The following is a 16,298-nucleotide window of genomic DNA, read 5'->3' as shown; positions in this document are numbered from 1 at the left end:
GCTCTTTCGCCACAAGACCGTCAGGCGCGCACGGCGCCGACGACCGCCCACTTGCCGGACCGCCAGCGCGCCAGCACGAAACCGAGCCGCGCCAGCATGAACAGCGACAGCCCTGCCCAGATGCCGGTGAGCCCCCAGCCGAACGCGAGCGAGGCCCAGATCATCGGGAGGAACCCGCCGACCGCGCTGGCGATGGTGGCGTTGCGCAGGAACGCGGCGTCACCGGCGCCGAGCAGGACCCCGTCGAGCGCGAACACCACTCCGGCGACCGGTTGCAGCGCGACGAAGAACCACCACGCGTGCGGTATCTCGCCGAGCACGCCCGGATCCGAGGTGAACGCGTGCGGCAACACCTGGGACAGCGCGGCGAACACCGCGCACAGGAAGCAGCCGAAGATCAGGCCGTACCTGGCGATCTGGGTGGCGACCCCGCGCGCCTTGCGACTGGATCCCCCGCCGAGCGCCGCGCCGATGAGCGACTGCGCCGCGATGGCGACCGAGTCGAGTACCAGCGAAAGGAACGTCCACAACTGCAGAACCACCTGGTGCGCGCCGACCGCCTCGGTCGAGGTGCGGGCGGCGACCGTGGCCGCCGACAGGAAGCACGCCTGGAAGCCGAGGCTGCGCAACACGAGGTCGCGACCAAGTGTGAGCTGCGCCCACATGACCGAAGGGTGTGGCCGCAGACCCGCGCGCTCGCGGGCGAGCGCGCGCAGGAACAACCCGCCGGAGATGGTCTGCGCGACGACGTTGGCGATCGCCGAGCCTTCGAGCCCCCAGCCGACCGGATAGACCAGGACCGGGCACAGCACGGCCGAGATCGCGTTGCCAACCAGCACGTACCGCAGCGGGCGCACCGCGTCCTGGACGCCGCGCATCCAGCCGTTGCCCGCCATCGTCACCAGGATCATGGGCGCGCCGCACAGCGCGATCCGCAGCCACGACACCGCCTCGGCGGTGACCGCCTCGTCCCCCGACATCGCCGAGGCGATGGGCTCGGCGAAGAGCTGACCGAGCCCGAGCACGACGAGTCCCACCGCCAGCGCGAGCCAGGTCGCCTGTACTCCCTCGCTCACCGCCTCCGCGCGGCGGCCCGCGCCGTGCAATCTGGCCGTGCGCGCCGTCGTGCCGTAGGAAAGAAACGTCAGCTGGGTGGAGACCAGCGACAGCAGCACGCCGCCGAGCGCGAGACCGGCCAGCGGCAACGCGCCGAGATGCCCCACCACCGCCGTGTCGACGAGAACGTAGAGCGGCTCGGCCGCGAGAACCCCCAGCGCGGGAACGGCGAGACCGAACACCTTGCGTGCCGGGACGCGCTCCTCCACCACGTTGACCACCAGCCGAGCCTAACCACGCGGGCGGGCTAGGCTGCTGCGCGATGCCTGAGTACGCGATCCTCATCCTGCCTTCGGCCAACCGGGTCTACACGGAGACCTCGACCGGCCTGCTGCGTTCCGAACTGGCCGCGTTCGGGACGACCGTGCTGTCCACGGCGCCCTCCGACATCGGCACCCGGCGGATCGGGGGCGCCGACTACGTCACCTTTATGACCGCCGCCCCGCTGACCGACACCGACGTCACCTACCTGTCGAACCTGTCGTCGGCCTACGTGCTTTTCGAGATCAGCGGCGAACTTCTTCGCCCGCTGTCGCTGGACGCGCCCGGGGTCTTCGGCTCCGACCTGCTGACGATCCAGAAGTACTCCGGCAAGACCAACGAGCTGTTCACCACTCTGCTGTTCAACCTGACCGTGCTGGCCTCCTCGCGCGCGGGCGCGCTGCTGGGCGAGCCGCTGCGGGTGCTGGATCCGCTGTGCGGCAGGGGAACGACGCTCAACCTCGCGATGATGCGCGGTCACGACGCCATCGGTGTCGAGGTCGACGGCAAGGACTTCGACGCCTACCAGCAGTTCATCAAGACCTGGCTGCGGCAGAAGCGGCTCAAGCACAGCGCGGAGACGACCCCCCTTCGCCGCAACAAGATCCGGCTCGGACGGCGCATGGACATCGAGTACGCGGCGAGCAAGGAGCAGTACAAGGCGGGCGAGACCCGCACACTGACCTACCTCAACTGCGACACGCTGGAAACCGACCAGCTGCTGCGCAAGGAATCGGTCGACGTCATCGTCACCGACGCGCCGTACGGCGTTCAGCACGGCAGCAAGTCGGCCGATGCGAGTTTGTCGAGAGGCCCCCGCGAACTGCTCGCCGCCGCCGTACCCGGGTGGAGCAGAGTGCTGCGCGAGGGCGGCGCGATGGGGATCTCGTGGAACACCAACGTCGCGAAACGGGACGAACTCGCGGACATCCTGCGCAAGGCCGGGCTCACCGTCCGCGAAGGCGACGGCTTCGACGAGCTGTCGCACCGGGTGGACCAGGCTATCGTGCGCGATGTACTGGTCGCGACCAAGTAGCCAGGCCCCGGCACGACGGAAACAACGCTGCCCTCCACCATCGCGGTGGAGGGCAGCGGGCTTTGTCCGGCAGCGCTATTCGGTCTCGTCCTCGCGGGGAGGCCGGTAGGGATCGCTTTCCCCGGCATGCGCGGCGCCGGTCGCCTGACGGGCGACCTCCGCGTCAGCCTCCCTCGCCTTGGCGAGCAACTCGTCGATGTGCCTCGCGTCGGCCGGAACGCTGTCGGCCACGAACGTCAGGGTCGGCGTGTACCGAACCCCCGTACCCTGGCCGACCTTCGTTCGCAGCACGCCCCGCGCCGATTCCAGCGCGGCCGCGGCGCCCGCGAAGTCGGGCGCGCTGTCGAGGCTTTCGCCGAGCACCGTGTAGTAGACCGTGGCGTCCCTCAGGTCGCCGGTGATCTTCGCATCGGTGACGGTCACATTTCCCAGGCGCGGATCCTTGACCTCGTGTTCCAGCGCGGAAGCGACGATCTGCGCTATCCGCTTGGCCAACCTCCGTGCACGTGCCTGATCAGCCACGACGCACCCCCTTACTTTCTCACTCAGCCGCTCGGCGGGCGGCCTGCTAATCCTCGGGACCGAGCAACCTGCGGCGTACCGAAAGAAGCTCGACATCCGGTCGTGCCGCGACGAGCCGTTCGCACGCGTCCAGCACATCCCTCACATGCTCGCCGTCCGCGGCGACCACGGCCACTCCAAGCAACGTTCTGCGATGCAGATCCTGATGGCCTGCCTCGGCGACCGACACGTCGAAGCGCTTGCGCACCTCGGCGATGATCGGGCGCACCGCCGACCGCTTCTGCTTCAGCGAACGCACGTCACCGAGCAGCACATCCAGTTCAAGAGAACCCAGGTACATCGCTCACCGTCGTTGTATCGGCCGCCGTCGCGGACATGTCCGGCCCGCATGTCCTGCCTTGCAGAAAGCTGGGCGGGGACCGATGGCCCCCGCCCAGCTCTCCTCGCCGCTTACGCGCGCGGCTTCTCGCGCTGTTCGTAGGTCTCGATGACGTCGCCGACCTTGATGTCGGAGAACTTCCCGAGCGTCAGACCGCACTCGAAGCCCTCACGGACCTCGACCACGTCGTCCTTGAACCGCCGCAACGAGTTGACCGGCAGGTTCTCCGAGACAACGACGTTGTCGCGAAGCAGCCTCGCCTTGGCGTTGCGCCTGATCTCTCCCGCGGTGACGATGCAACCGGCGATGGTGCCGTGCTTGGAAGACTTGAAGACCTCGCGGACCTCCGCCTTGCCGAGCTCGACCTCTTCGTACTCCGGCTTGAGCATGCCCTTGAGAGCCTGCTCGATCTCGTCGATCGCCTGGTAGATCACCGTGTAGTACCGGACGTCGACGCCTTCGCGGTTGGCCCGCTCGGTCGCCTTGCCCTGTGCCCGCACGTTGAATCCGAGCACGATCGCGTCGGATGCCGTCGCGAGGTCGATGTCGCTCTCGGTCACGCCACCGACGCCGCGGTGCACGATGTTGAGTTCGACCTCGTCGCCGACGTCGATCTGCATCAGGGAGGCTTCGAGCGCCTCGACGGTACCCGAGTTGTCACCCTTGATGATCAGGTTGAGGCTGTTGGTCTCCTTGAGCGCGGAGTCCAGGTCCTCAAGGCTGACGCGCTTGCGCTTGGCCGCGTTCTCCGCGTTGCGGATCCTGGCCTGCCTGCGCTCCGCGATCTGCCGCGCGACCCTGTCCTCCTCGACGACGAGGAACGTGTCGCCCGCCCTCGGCACCGAGGTGAACCCGATGACCTGCACCGGCCTCGACGGCAGTGCCTCGGTGACATCGCGGTTGTACTCGTCGACCATCCGGCGCACCCTGCCGTAGGCGTCGCCCGCGACCACCGAGTCGCCCATGCGCAACGTGCCGCGCTGGACGAGCACCGTGGCGACCGGACCACGCCCTCGGTCGAGGTGTGCCTCGATCGCGACGCCCTGGGCCTCCATGTCCGGGTTGGCCCTCAGGTCCAGCGTCGCGTCCGCGGTCAGCAGGATCGCTTCGAGCAGCGCGTCGATGTTGAGGTTCTGCCTCGCGGAGATGTCCACGAACATCGTCTCGCCGCCGTACTCCTCGGCGACGAGGCCGTACTCGGTGAGCTGCTGCCTGATCTTCTGCGGGTTGGCGCCTTCCTTGTCGATCTTGTTGACCGCGACCACGATCGGCGCCTTCGCCGCCTGCGCGTGGTTGATGGCCTCGATCGTCTGCGGCATGACGCCGTCGTCGGCGGCCACGACGATCACCGCGATGTCGGTGGCCTGCGCGCCACGGGCACGCATGGCGGTGAACGCCTCGTGACCGGGGGTGTCGATGAAGGTGATGAGCCGGGGGTTGCCCTCCAGCTCGGTCTCCACCTGGTAGGCACCGATGTGCTGGGTGATGCCGCCTGCCTCGCCCTCGGCGACCTTCGTCTTCCGGACGGTGTCCAGAAGGCGGGTCTTACCGTGGTCGACGTGGCCCATGACGGTGACGACCGGGGGCCGCACCTGGAGGTCTTCCTCGCCACCGGCGTCCTCGCCGTAGCTGATGTCGAAGGCCTCAAGCAGCTCGCGGTCCTCCTCCTCTGGGCTGACCACCTGCACGTTGTAGTTCATCTCCGTGCCGAGCAGTTCGAGCACGTCCTCGGAGACGGACTGCGTCGCGGTGACCATCTCGCCGAGGTGGAACAACACCTGCACCAGCGAAGCCGGGTTGGCGTCGATCTTCTCGGCGAAGTCGGTCAGCGAGGCGCCGCGCGGCAACCGGATGGTCTCGCCACCACCCTTGGGCAGCCGCACACCACCGACCGAAGGCGCCTGCATGTTCTCCATGTACTCCTGGCGCTTCTGCCGCTTCGACTTGCGGCCCTTGCGCGAGGGACCACCAGGACGGCCGAACGCACCGGCCGTGCCGCCACGGCCACCGGGACCGCCACGGCCACCACCGGGACGGAAACCTCCGCCGCCACCGGCAGGAGCGCCGCCGCCACCGCCGCCGGGGCCGCCACGGTAGCCACCACCACCGCCGCCGCGGTAACCGCCACCGCCGCCGCCACCGGGACCGCCACGGCCGCCGCCAGCGCCGCCACCGGGACCACCACGGCCACCACCGGGGCCACCACGACCGCCGCCGGGACCGCCACGGCCACCACCGGGACCACCGCCGGGCCGCGCGGGCCGGGTCGGCATCATGCCGGGGTTGGGCCTCGGCGGCATGTTGCCGGGGGTCGGCCGGTTGCCGCCGCCGGATCCGCCGCGCGGGCCGCCGGCCGGCCGGTCGCCTCCCGGCCGCTGGCCGCCGCGCTCACCCTGCTGACCGCCGCCTGGACGCGGCGAGGAGGGACGCGGTGCCGGCGCGCCGGAGCCGACGCCGAAGGGGTTGTTGCCGACCCTGGGAGGACGGGGACCCGGCTTCGGCCCTGGCTTGGCCGGCTTGGGCCCCTGCGGCTTCGGGGGAACGACCGATCCCTGCTGGGACTGCTGGTCGCCACCACCCTGCTGCTGCGACTGCTTCTGCTGCTGCGGCTGCTGTTCCTCCTGCGGAGGCGCGGGAGCCGCCTTGGCAGCCGGGATCTGCTCCGCCGGCTTGGGTGCCGCGGGTCCCGGCTTCGGCGCCGCCGGGCCAGGTTTCGGTGCCGCGGGCCCCGGCTTGGGCGCCTGCGACTGACCTGACTGCGGGGTCGCCTGCTCGTTCGATGCGGGCGGGGCTGGACGGTTGGGAGCTGGCGCCGGCTTCGCCGAAGGGGCGGACCCGGAACCGTTATTGCCTCCCTGGGCGGCCTGACGGTTCCTGCCGCCCTTGCCGTCCTTCGTCGTCGTGAAGGCATCCCGCAACCGCCTGGCGACGGGCGCCTCGACGGTGGAAGATGCGGACTTCACGAACTCGCCCTGCTCCTTGAGTTTGGCGAGTACTTCCTTGCTCGTGACACCAAGCTCTTTGGCGAGCTCATGCACGCGGGCCTTGCCTGCCACTGCTCTCCTCAACTGATGAGGTCGGCGGCTGGACCCGCAGACCTCGTCCTATCGTCGCGCGTTCATGGCTTCAGCTTCACGGCTGACTCATGACGGGTCGACCTGCTTCCTTGGTTCCGACTGGACCCGGGAACGCCCCGGGTCCTCATTCTGGTCGGCGAGCTGCTCCAGATGTTGCCGCACCGCCTCGACCGCCGGCGAACCCTGGACCCGAAGTGCCCTGGGAAACGCCCGCCGCCGTTCGGCAGCGGAAAGGCAGTCCAGCGACGGATGCAACCAGGCACCTCGTCCAGGTAGCCGCCGACGAGTGTCGACGGCCAACCGCCCATCCGTTGCGACCACGCGCAACAGCTCTCCGATCAACGCTCGCCGCCGGCACCCGATACAGGTACGGACCGGTGTTGTTCCGTTCCCATGACAGGCGTCAGCCGACCGCGAGCGTTGCACCACTTCCAGTTTAGCCCGTGGTCAATCACTCAGCCGAACCGGTTGCCGCTGCGTGCGGCGAATCGTCCGGCGTGGCCTGTTGCTGGGGCCCGGCATCCGGTGCGGCGTCGCTCCTGATGTCGATCCGCCACCCGGTCAACCGGGCCGCGAGGCGGGCATTCTGGCCCTCCTTGCCGATCGCGAGCGAGAGCTGGAAGTCGGGGACGACGACACGTGCCGTCTTGGCTCGCTCGTCGACCACCTTGACCGACACAACCTTCGCGGGCGACAACGCATTCCCGACGAAGCGCGCCGGATCCTCCGAGTAGTCGATGATGTCGATCTTCTCGCCGCCGAGTTCGCTCATGACGTTGCGGACCCGCGCGCCGACAGGGCCGATGCACGCGCCCTTCGCGTTGACTCCCGACACCGTGGAGCGCACCGCGATCTTGGACCGGTGGCCTGCTTCCCTGGCGACGGCCGCGATCTCGACGGTGCCGTCGGCGATCTCGGGAACCTCCAGCGCGAACAGCTTGCGCACGAGATTCGGATGGGTCCGCGACAACGTGATCTGCGGGCCCCTCGCACTGCGCGAGACGCCGACGACGTACGCCTTGATCCTGCTCCCGTGCTGGTAGACCTCGCCAGGCACCTGCTCGGCCGCCGGCAGCACGCCCTCGGTGTCGCCGACCTGAACGATCACCATGCCCCGCGCGTTGGCCCTCGCGTCGCGCTGGATGACACCGGCGACGATCTCGCCCTCCTTCGCGGAGAACTCGCCATAGGTCCGCTCGTGCTCGGCGTCGCGCAGCCGTTGCAGGATCACCTGCCGCGCGGTGGTCGCCGCGATGCGGCCGAAGCCCTCCGGCGTGTCGTCCCATTCCTCGGCGACCGCGCCACCCTCGTCGAGCGTGTGCGCGAGCACCCTGACATAACCGGTCTTGCGGTCGATGTCGATCTTGGCGTGCGACTGGTGGCCCTCGGTGTGCTTGTAGGCCGTCAGCAGCGCTGTCTCGATCGCCTCCAGCACTGTCTCGAAGGGGATGTCCTTATCGCGCTCGATCGCGCGAAGTGCCGCGATGTCGACGTTCACCTCGACTCCTCCTTCGCTTCGGCACTGTCGCCGATCGTGCCGCTGGCATCGGCCTCCAGCAGTCTGAGTTCTTCGGCTGGTGGTTGCTTGAACTCGATCTCGATCACCGCCTTGACCACGTCGGCATAGCTGACGTCGCGGACGGTGCCCGCGACGAGCACGCGCGCGGATCGCTCCGCGGCCTCGCCGACTCTGCCGACGTACTCGGCTCCTTCGGTTGGCGTGATCCGGACCTGGCGGTACTTCGCCCTGCGCCAATGCCGCTGCTTGGTCAGCGGCCGGTCGGTTCCCGGCGACGTGACCTCAAGCGTGTAGGCGCCCGCGATGAGGTGTTCGTTGGCGTCGAGCACCGCGGAGACGGCCCTGCTGATCTCGGCGACCTCGTCGAGTCCGACACCGTCGTCGCCGTCGACCACTACCTTGACCAGCTTGCGCCGACCTGCCTGTTGCACGTCGAGCGCGTCTAGATCGAAACCCGCGGCCTCGACGGCTTCGGCCACAAGGGGCTCCAGCCGACTGGCGAGTTCGTTGGGCACCGTGATGCTCCCCGTTGTCCTATTCGAAAGTGGTGGTCCAGCTTATCTTGCCGCGACCCGGTTCCGCCGGGCATCGGCCCCCTGCTGGCAGGATGGCATCCCGTGAGTGCCCTTCCGCCCCTGAACCGCCGCAATCTGCTGCGGGCCGCAGCGCTCGCCGTGCTCGCCGTACCCCTGGCGGGAGCGACGGCGTGCTCCGGCTACGACGACAGCCCGGACCAGCTCCTGCCGCTGTGGGAGCGGGCGGAAGCCGACGCGGCGGCCGCGAGGGCGCTCGCTGGTTCGGGTTCGGGCGATGTTTCAACGCTGGCCGAGCAGGTCGCCACGGCACGCTCGGCTCAGGCGAGCGCGCTCAAGGCCGAGCTGGACCGGCTGAACAAACCGAGACCGGAGGATGGCGGTGGCACACCGCCCGGCCCGGTCGCCGACCTCGCCGCGCTGAGCGAGCGGCTGCGCGAGGCCCGCGAGCAGGCCGCGACACTGACCGCGTCCGTTCCCGCCTTCCGCGCGGGCCTGACCGGTTCGGTCGCGGCCGGATGCGCCGCGCTGCAACAGCTCTCCCCCGAACTCGGCGCGGGGCAGCCCGGCGAACTCGATCCGGCCAGGACGGGACAGCTGCCCGCGGAATCGGTCGAGGCCGTGCAGAGGGCGCTGGCTGCCGAGCACGCGGCGGTGTGGGCGTACGGGCTGGTGAGCGCTTTCCTTCCCGCCGACTTCGGCAAGGGCATCGACGCCGGAGCCGCCGCGCACCGGGACCGCAGGGACGCGTGCGAACGGGTACTTGCCGCCGCAGGCACGGCGCCCGTCCCCGCCGAGACGGCCTACCTCGCTCCCGACGAGGTCACCGACGAGCCCTCCGCCGTCGCCCTGGTGATCACTGCCGAGTCGGACGCGGCGGGAGCCTGGCACGGCGTGCTCGAACGCACCGGCGACGCCGGACTGCGCGCGCTGGCCGCCGACTCGCTGATCGGCTCGGCCACCCGAGGCACGAGCTGGCGGATGGAAGCGGGCAGGCAGCCAGCGGCGGTCGCGCTTCCCGGAAGGGACTGAGCCCCGCGGTCAGCTGCCCGGAGCTCAGCGCAGCACGGGCCCCAGCCGCAGCGCGTCGCTGCCGATCCTGGCCAGCAGGTCGGCGTCGTCGTGATCGCCGAAGAACGCCGCCTCGACGATGATCACGTCGGTGTCCTCGACCTTCGACGCGTACTCCCCCTGCGCGACGTTGGGCGCGTCAGGGATGGTCACCGTCTCGTCCCTGATCAGGTCGTTGATGTTGCCAGTGCCATCGGTGTCGGTGGTCAGCTTGAGCTGCTGGGCCTCGTTCGCGCTCGGCATGGTCACGAGCACGACCGACACCAGAGCACGGGCTCCCTCGTGCTCGACCGCGTACAGCGCGCGTGACACCCGCTTGCACGGATGGTTCTCGAACCAGGCCACGACCTTGCCGTAGGAATTGGCGACGCAGTCGTCGGAGATCAGCGGGCCGCCCGCCGTCTGATAGTGGAATTCACCGCTGGTCAGCGGGTCCGGCTCCTCCTGTTGCTGTTCGGATGGCGGCGCGGCCACGTCCCCCGGCCCGCCGTCGTGGCGAACCAGCCACCACACCAGCCCCGCTATCACGGCCACCGCGACCAGCGCGCCCGCCTGCGCGAGCAGGCGCGGACCACCTGAGCCGCCCTGCCGCGCCGGCGGCCCGCCCGCGGAGCCAGAGCCCTGCTGCTGCCCCCTCGGGTGACTGTGCTGGGCTTGCTGGGCTTGCTGCCAGCCGTACGGGGCCTGCTGGCGGTGCGGGTTGGGTTGGCTCTGCTGAGGTTGTTGCCCCTGACGGCCGTGCTGGCCGTGCTGCGCGGGCGGGGCGGGATAGCCCTGCGGGCCTGGCGGGCCCTGCTGTCCCTGGGGAGGTTGCCCCTGGGGGACGGGCCGTTGACCAACCGCGGGCAACGGCGCCGTGTCACTCGCTCGGGGAACGAACTGCTGTCCAGCCACGGATCGTGACCGTAGTCGACCGCCCTCAGCGCAACGCGTCCAGCACCCGGTCCACGTCATTCCAGGTGTTGTAGATGTGGAAACCCAGCCGCGCCTTTCCAGCCCGGACGCTCGCCACCACACCGTGCTCCGCAAGCCGCTGCGCAGCGCCTTCGGCTTCCAGCGATACGATCGCACTGCCCTGGGGTTCAAGGCCCAGTTCGGCGCGCAGGCCGTCGGCGAGACCGGTGCAATGGGCTTGCACCGCGTCGGCGTCGAGACTCGCGAGATACGGCAACGCGACGGCGGCACCGGTGAAGGCGAGCCAGGCCGGGGAGAGGTCGAACCGGCGAGCACCGTCGGCGAGTCGCAGCGGGAGACCGTAGGTGGACTGCCACGGATCCTCGCCCGCGTACCAGTTGGCCGCGACGGGTACCGCGGAGTCCAGCGCTCGCGGGTGCACCGCGAGCCACGCCGCGCCCCGTGGCGACAGCAGCCATTTGTACGCGGCTCCCACCACCCAGTCGGCCCAGTCGAGCGCGAGCGGCAGCCAGCCCGCCGCCTGTGTCACGTCGAGCAGCACGGCGGCACCCGCGTGCTCGGCCGCGGCCCGCAGCGCGGCCAGGTCGACGAGGGCCCCGTCTACCGACTGGGCGACGCTCACCGCGACCAGATCGTGTCCGTCCACACTGGACGGAAGAGCGGCGAGCGGGACCTGCCGCACGGTGATGCCCCTGTGCGCCTGCGCCGCGAACGGGAAACTGACGCTGGTGAACTCGGCCTCGGCGACGAGGACCCTCGCGCCGTCGGGAAGGCCGGCGGCGACCGAGGAAACAGCCTGCGACACGCTCGCCCCGATGGCGACCCGCTGCTCGGGAACACCGGCCAGCGCGGCGAAGGAACGCCGTGAGACGGCGACGGCTCCGTCGAAGCTCGGCGGAGTGTCCTCGCCCTCTCGCCACCGCCGCACCGCCTCGGCGACGGCATCGGCCACCGCCGACGGCGGAACGCCGATGCTCGGCGTGTTCAGATATCCCGCCGGTACGGCGAAATCGGCGTCGAAAGCGTGGCGCATCTCCCGACCCTAGCCAACGACGGCCGGGAGATCACCGGGAAGCCGGGGCCTCCTCGCGATCGAGGAAAGGTCCGAACAGGTCGGGTACCGCGGTCTCGGCGAAGGCGAGCCCCTCTGCCTGCCCCACGTCGTACACCGAATACCCGCCGACCCCGGCCGCCGTGGTCGCGGTCAGCGTGATCAGCCCCGCCCTCCGCTGGAACACCGACTGCTTCGCGGTCCAGCCGATGACGCCACGCCGCTGCAACGCGACGGTGCCCCTGCGCACCGTTCCGCTGCGGGCGACGAGGTAGTCGCCGGTGATGCCGTGCCCGAGGTTGCGGTAGGCGTCGAGCGCGAGCAGCACACCCACCGGGATCAGCACGAGCGCCGAAATCCAGGCGAGGTGCAGGAAAATCTCGGCCACCAGCAGGCCCAGCACGAGCAGCGCCAGCACCGGCACGGCGACCGTGGCCATCGACCACCGCAGCCTGCGCCCCCTCGCCGCGACGGGATGTCCTGCCAGCCGCACCGACTCCGTCGGCGACACTCCCTCGCCGAGCACCACGGCCGCGACCCGGTTGGCCTCGGCTACCGGCGCCGAAGGCAGCAGCGTCTTGTGGTCGGTCTTCTCGTTGTCCTTCTGCTGGCTCAGCCCGGTGGCGACGGCGTCGATCCTGGCGGCACCCACCACCCTGTTGCCGAGTGGCTCGACCAGTTCGATCCCGCGAAGTCGTTTCTCCTCAAGGGAAATCGAGCGCGTGGTCAGCAATCCCCTGCGCACGCGCAGGGTTCCGGCCCGCTCACGTTCGAGGCGGAAACCCCACCACATCTCCACGAACAGCGCGGTGGAGCCGATGACCCCGATCACGAGGCCGATCGCGATGAGCACGAGTATTCCCACGACGAGCGGCAGCTCGCGCAGCCGGTCGAACACGAACGAGATCACCCCGGCCTGGAGCCCGAACCACTCGGCGACCTGCAACACCGCGCCGAAGGCCGCGACCCCGAGCGTCGGTGTCGCGAACGACATCGGCGCGTACCTGATCCACCACGGGTTCAGCTCGGCGAGCAGGCCGTCGACCCTGCCGTGCTCGACGGCGCGCACCCTGTCGAGCAGTTCGGTGCGCAGCCGCTCCGCCTCCGGCTTCGGCACGGGATACAGCCCGAGCGAGCTCTCCCCCGCTCCGGTCTGCTCTCCCGTTCCGATCTTCACGTTGACGAGGCCGAAGACCCGCAGCAGCGGCCCGGAGGTGAGGTCGACGCTGCGGATCCGGTCCCTGCTCAGCGACCGCCGTTTGCGGACGAGAATGCCGGTGTGCAGCTCGACCCGATCAGCGGTGACCCGGTAGCTGGTCTTGCGCCAGCGCAGTTCGTCGTAGAGCACGACGGCCAGAATGAGCACGGCCGCCGAGGGCAGCACCACCGCGAGCGCGAACCCGGGTGAGACCCCGCCGCCGAGGCCGACCCCGGTCGGCACCCCCGCCGCGACCGCGACACCCGCCGCCATCAGCGCGCTGACCGCGACCGTGCGGTGGTCGAGCTTGCGCCACTCGCTCACGTGGCATCACCGGGAGTGGCCTGCGTCGTCTCGGTGAGCTGCTGGGCAAGTTCGGCCGCCAGCTCGTGGTCGAGACCTGGCACGGTCACGGCCCCCTTGGCCGAAGCGGTGGTGACGGTGACGGTGGCGAGGCCGAAGAACTGCTCCAGCGGTCCTCGCTGGGTGTCCACGGTCTGGATGCGTGACATCGGCGCGACCCGCCATTCCTGCCAGAAGAACCCGGTCCGCGTGTAGACCGCCTCGCCGGTGATCTCCCAGCGGTGCACCCTGAACCACCACAGCGGAAGCAGTGTGGTGGCCACGGCGCCGACGACGAGCAGCACCGCCGCGGGCGCCAGCAGCCAGAACCGGGCGCCGGAGAGAAAAACCGCGAGCGCCACGAGCGCCAGCACGGGTACTCCGAACAGCAGTGCGAGCCCGGCGCGCCACCAGCGCACCGCGCGTGGATCGACTTCGTTCCTCGGTGGCCGCAGGCGCAGTCCCGCGCCGCCGTCCTCGTTCCCCGACACGTGTCTCCTCCCCCTGAGCGGCTTGAGAGCCACTTGGCAGCGTGTTCACTCGCGTCCCCTGTGCGGGTGAAGGGAGGCTAACACCGGAAGCCGTCGCCGATTTCCGTCGTGTCCTCGGTCAGGAACCGGACCGCACGAGGCCGTCCTCCGCGCCGCCCCGGCTCAGCACCACGTCGTCGGTGCGTTCGAGCGCTTCCGTCCGGCGCGGCGTCGCGGCCGCGGTGGTGAGGTCCGTCAGCCGGATCGGCGGGCCGAGCTCGACCAGCGTCGGTACGTATTCCGCCTGGTCGACCGTCCAGCGCTCGCCCTGCTTGCTGAACCGGAACCGCGCGGCGACCCCTTCCTCCGAAACGCCCTTCGGCTCCTCGTGCCGCGCGACGGAGTTGCCGAGACCGTAGGCGACCCACTCGTCGCCGATGCGCTCGAAGGGCTGCACGACGTGCGCGTGGTGCCCGATGATCAGGTCGATCGAGTCCTCGCCCAGCAACCGCTCGGCGAGCTGCTGTTGCTCCTCGGTCGGATCGTGCTGGTACTCGGCACCCCAGTGCAGGCTGGCGATCACCACCTCCGCACCGGCCTCGCCGGCCGCCTCCGCCGCCTCGACCACGGCGTCGGGATCGAGCTGGTTCGACAGCCACGGCTGGTCGGCGGGCAGCTCGAACCCGTTGAAGCCAAAGGTGAACGACACCTGGCCGACCTTGACGCCACCCACGTCGTACACCGTCGGCGTCGCGGCCTCCTGCTCGCTGCGGGCCGCGCCGGTGTGGTCGAGACCAGCCGCGTCGAGCGCGTCCAGCGTGCTCGTCACGCCGTCCGGTCCCTGGTCGAGCGTGTGGTTGGAGGCGGTGGAACAGCCGTCGTAGCCGACATCGGCGAGCCCGGCCGCGAGTTCCGGCGGGGCACTGAACTGCGGGTAGCCGCTGTAGGGACCGCCTTCCGGCGAAAGCGGCACTTCGAGGTGGCACAACGCGAGATCCGCTTTGGACACCAGCGGCCGCACGCCCTCGAACAGCGGGCGGTAGTCGAATTCCTCGCCGAGCTCCGCCTGTTCCGCGTCCTGCTGGGCCTGCTCGGTCAGTGGCGGATGAATGAGGATGTCGCCGGTCGCGACGACGGTGAACGAGTCGGGAACGGCTGGCGCCGCGTCGGCCGGACTCGACACGACCGGCGACGGAGGCTCCTCCGCCGAACCACACGAGGTCAGCAGCAACGCGGCGCCCAGCACCGCGCAGGCGGTACTGGTGGCGGGACGGGGCATGGGATCGACTCAGCCTTTCGGAGCGGGTGCCGCCATCCTGCCTGGTTACCGACCGTGAGCATCGCACGCCCGGAGCGGGTGTGGCGAGGTCAGCCCAGCGCCTTCCACCAGCCGTCGACCTGTGCGGGCGCCGCCACGTCGATGCGCTCGCCAGGCCGGGGGACGGCCAGCTTCACGTCGTGTGCCTTGGCTTCCTTCCACGCGCGCTCCACCGGTTCTCCCCACGCGTGCGGAGCGAGGTTGAACGTCGCCCAGTGCACCGGGACGAGCACCCCGCCGCGGACGTCGAGATGGGTCGCGACGCCTTCCTCCGGTGTCATGTGGATGTCCGGCCAGCCAGGCGCGTACGCGCCGATCTGGATGAGCGTCGCGTCGAAAGGCCCGAACTGCTCGCCGATCGTGGCGAAACCGCCGAAGTAACCGGTGTCACCGCTGTAGAACACGCGATGCCGGGGCGCGGCGACGACCCATGACGCCCACAGCGTGTTGTTGCGCTGGAAAGCCCTTCCCGAGAAGTGCTGTGCCGGTGTCGCCGTGATCGTCAGCTCGCCGATCGTGGTGGAGTCGCCCCAGTCCAGTTCGACGATGCGCGAATCCGGCACCCTCCATTTGCGCAGGTGCGCTCCGACCCCGAGCGGAACGACGAACGGCGCCTGCCGTGCTCGCGTCAGTTCCAGCACGGTCGGCAGGTCGAGATGGTCGTAGTGATCGTGCGAGATGATGATCGCGTCGACGTCGGGGACGTCGTCGAGCCGGTGTGGCACCGGGTGCAGGCGCTTCGGTCCCACCACACGGGACGGCGAGACCCGGTCACTCCACACCGGATCGATGAGCACCCGCTTTCCGTCGAGTTCCACCAGTGACGACGCGTGCCCGAACCACGTGACGTGCACGCCATCGGCCGGAGCGGGGCCACGCGGCGGAACCAGTGGGACCGGGCCTTTCGGCCGTCGTGGCTGGCCACCGAACAGGAATTCGCGAGCCGCGCCTCCCGCGCTGCCGGGCGGAAGCGGGCGCGCGGCCGAGACGTTGCGGAAGACCCCCTCGTGGAACTGCGGAGACCTCAGCAGATCCGAGGGAACCGGCTTGCCACCCAGCGCGGGCAGCAGACCCCTCGTAGCCAGCCCGATCCCGGTGGCCGCGACCGCACCCGCCCCGGCGAGCAGTGAGGTCAGCAGCCACGGCGCGGCCCGCCCTGGTGCGGGGCTCCCGCTTCGCCGTACTTTCCCGCTCCGCGCCGTTTTCGTCGTACCCACCGTTTTTACCGACCCCGTCCGATCACGCTTCGCCATCACTGTCACCCCTCGCCAGGAAAACGTGTGGTCCGCCCATGGGGTTCCCCTCGCGGCCTCAGGGGCAACATCGTGCCCCGCACCGGGTGAGGCCGCAGCCTGGGCAAGTGGCGAAATCCGCTGCCGCCTCGGTTTGTGCCCTGCTTCCGGCGACGGAGCCGGAAGCCGCTCTCGGCGGTACCGGCCGGTCGGAGGGCACCCGCTTCCCGCGCGGAAGCGGCCCGTGACCAGGCGATC

At 70.1% G+C, this 16,298-nt stretch carries 15 protein-coding genes; 2 read left to right on the top strand and 13 right to left on the bottom strand.

Translation table 11 applies throughout. The annotated features are described in order from the left end of the window. Positions 1–20: 20 nt before the first annotated feature. Positions 21–1,337 (bottom strand): MATE family efflux transporter, encoded by a 1,317-nt coding sequence (locus tag BAY61_RS10460; protein ID WP_091795666.1) that lies wholly within the window; start codon positions 1,335–1,337, stop codon positions 21–23. A 41-nt stretch (positions 1,338–1,378) separates the two neighbouring features. Here BAY61_RS10460 and BAY61_RS10455 point away from each other — a divergent pair, with 41 nt between their 5' ends. Next, on the top strand, positions 1,379–2,413 hold the full coding sequence (locus BAY61_RS10455; protein ID WP_091795663.1) for a TRM11 family SAM-dependent methyltransferase: 1,035 nt from the start codon (positions 1,379–1,381) through the stop codon (positions 2,411–2,413). Between the two features lie 75 nt (positions 2,414–2,488). Here the strand turns inward: BAY61_RS10455 and rbfA are convergent, their stop codons facing one another. The 6 genes from rbfA to rimP form a co-directional block, all read right to left on the bottom strand. Further along, positions 2,489–2,935 (bottom strand): 30S ribosome-binding factor RbfA, encoded by a 447-nt coding sequence (gene rbfA, locus BAY61_RS10450; protein ID WP_091795660.1) that lies wholly within the window; start codon positions 2,933–2,935, stop codon positions 2,489–2,491. A 46-nt stretch (positions 2,936–2,981) separates the two neighbouring features. Beyond that, the gene (locus BAY61_RS10445) at positions 2,982–3,275 is read right to left on the bottom strand and encodes a DUF503 domain-containing protein (RefSeq protein WP_091795657.1); all 294 of its coding nucleotides are present in this window, start codon (positions 3,273–3,275) and stop codon (positions 2,982–2,984) included. A gap of 110 nt (positions 3,276–3,385) precedes the next feature. Beyond that, positions 3,386–6,370, bottom strand: a complete 2,985-nt coding sequence (gene infB / locus BAY61_RS10440) for a translation initiation factor IF-2 (RefSeq protein ID WP_091795654.1) — start codon at positions 6,368–6,370, stop codon at positions 3,386–3,388. A gap of 87 nt (positions 6,371–6,457) precedes the next feature. Continuing rightward, complete coding sequence (locus BAY61_RS10435; RefSeq protein ID WP_245865969.1) at positions 6,458–6,712, bottom strand: YlxR family protein; 255 nt, start codon at positions 6,710–6,712, stop codon at positions 6,458–6,460. Between the two features lie 130 nt (positions 6,713–6,842). Further along, entirely contained in the window at positions 6,843–7,889 is a 1,047-nt protein-coding gene (gene nusA / locus BAY61_RS10430; protein WP_091795649.1) for a transcription termination factor NusA, read from the bottom strand. Then, entirely contained in the window at positions 7,886–8,425 is a 540-nt protein-coding gene (gene rimP, locus BAY61_RS10425) for a ribosome maturation factor RimP (protein WP_091795646.1), read from the bottom strand. The genes nusA and rimP overlap by 4 nt, the downstream gene beginning before the upstream one ends. Positions 8,426–8,527: 102 nt before the next feature. Here rimP and BAY61_RS10420 point away from each other — a divergent pair, with 102 nt between their 5' ends. Continuing rightward, the gene (locus tag BAY61_RS10420) at positions 8,528–9,475 is read left to right on the top strand and encodes a ferritin-like domain-containing protein (protein WP_091795644.1); all 948 of its coding nucleotides are present in this window, start codon (positions 8,528–8,530) and stop codon (positions 9,473–9,475) included. A gap of 24 nt (positions 9,476–9,499) precedes the next feature. On the opposite strand, the gene BAY61_RS33500 is transcribed toward BAY61_RS10420, so the two are convergent. The 6 genes from BAY61_RS33500 to BAY61_RS10390 all read right to left on the bottom strand — a co-directional run bounded on the left by BAY61_RS33500 (position 9,500) and on the right by BAY61_RS10390 (position 16,061). Next, complete coding sequence (locus BAY61_RS33500) at positions 9,500–10,408, bottom strand: hypothetical protein (protein ID WP_245865967.1); 909 nt, start codon at positions 10,406–10,408, stop codon at positions 9,500–9,502. A 25-nt stretch (positions 10,409–10,433) separates the two neighbouring features. After that, positions 10,434–11,462, bottom strand: a complete 1,029-nt coding sequence (locus BAY61_RS10410) for an aminotransferase class V-fold PLP-dependent enzyme (protein ID WP_091795640.1) — start codon at positions 11,460–11,462, stop codon at positions 10,434–10,436. Between the two features lie 31 nt (positions 11,463–11,493). Then, positions 11,494–12,951: a PH domain-containing protein gene (locus tag BAY61_RS10405; protein ID WP_091798608.1), complete on the bottom strand. Its 1,458-nt coding sequence runs from the start codon at positions 12,949–12,951 to the stop codon at positions 11,494–11,496. A 47-nt stretch (positions 12,952–12,998) separates the two neighbouring features. Further along, on the bottom strand, positions 12,999–13,511 hold the full coding sequence (locus BAY61_RS10400) for a PH domain-containing protein (protein ID WP_245865965.1): 513 nt from the start codon (positions 13,509–13,511) through the stop codon (positions 12,999–13,001). Positions 13,512–13,629: 118 nt separating this feature from the next. Continuing rightward, entirely contained in the window at positions 13,630–14,769 is a 1,140-nt protein-coding gene (locus BAY61_RS10395; RefSeq protein WP_091795637.1) for a CapA family protein, read from the bottom strand. A gap of 89 nt (positions 14,770–14,858) precedes the next feature. Continuing rightward, entirely contained in the window at positions 14,859–16,061 is a 1,203-nt protein-coding gene (locus BAY61_RS10390) for an MBL fold metallo-hydrolase (protein ID WP_091795634.1), read from the bottom strand. Positions 16,062–16,298: the final 237 nt, after the last annotated feature.

This window comes from Prauserella marina (genome assembly GCF_002240355.1).
GTDB lineage: Bacteria > Actinomycetota > Actinomycetes > Mycobacteriales > Pseudonocardiaceae > Prauserella_A > Prauserella_A marina.
Note: the sequence above shows the minus strand (reverse complement) of the source record. Positions and strands in the feature narration are given on the sequence as shown.

Excerpts from the sequence above, each read along its gene's own strand:
- BAY61_RS10405 (WP_091798608.1), bottom strand. The coding sequence starts at position 12,951 with ATGGCGGCGGGTGTCGCGGTCGCGGCGGGGGTGCCGACCGGGGTCGGC.
- BAY61_RS10410 (WP_091795640.1), bottom strand. The coding sequence starts at position 11,462 with ATGCGCCACGCTTTCGACGCCGATTTCGCCGTACCGGCGGGATATCTG.
- BAY61_RS10445 (WP_091795657.1), bottom strand. The coding sequence starts at position 3,275 with ATGTACCTGGGTTCTCTTGAACTGGATGTGCTGCTCGGTGACGTGCGT.
- BAY61_RS10390 (WP_091795634.1), bottom strand. The coding sequence starts at position 16,061 with ATGGCGAAGCGTGATCGGACGGGGTCGGTAAAAACGGTGGGTACGACG.
- BAY61_RS10395 (WP_091795637.1), bottom strand. The coding sequence starts at position 14,769 with ATGCCCCGTCCCGCCACCAGTACCGCCTGCGCGGTGCTGGGCGCCGCG.
- BAY61_RS10455 (WP_091795663.1), top strand. The coding sequence starts at position 1,379 with ATGCCTGAGTACGCGATCCTCATCCTGCCTTCGGCCAACCGGGTCTAC.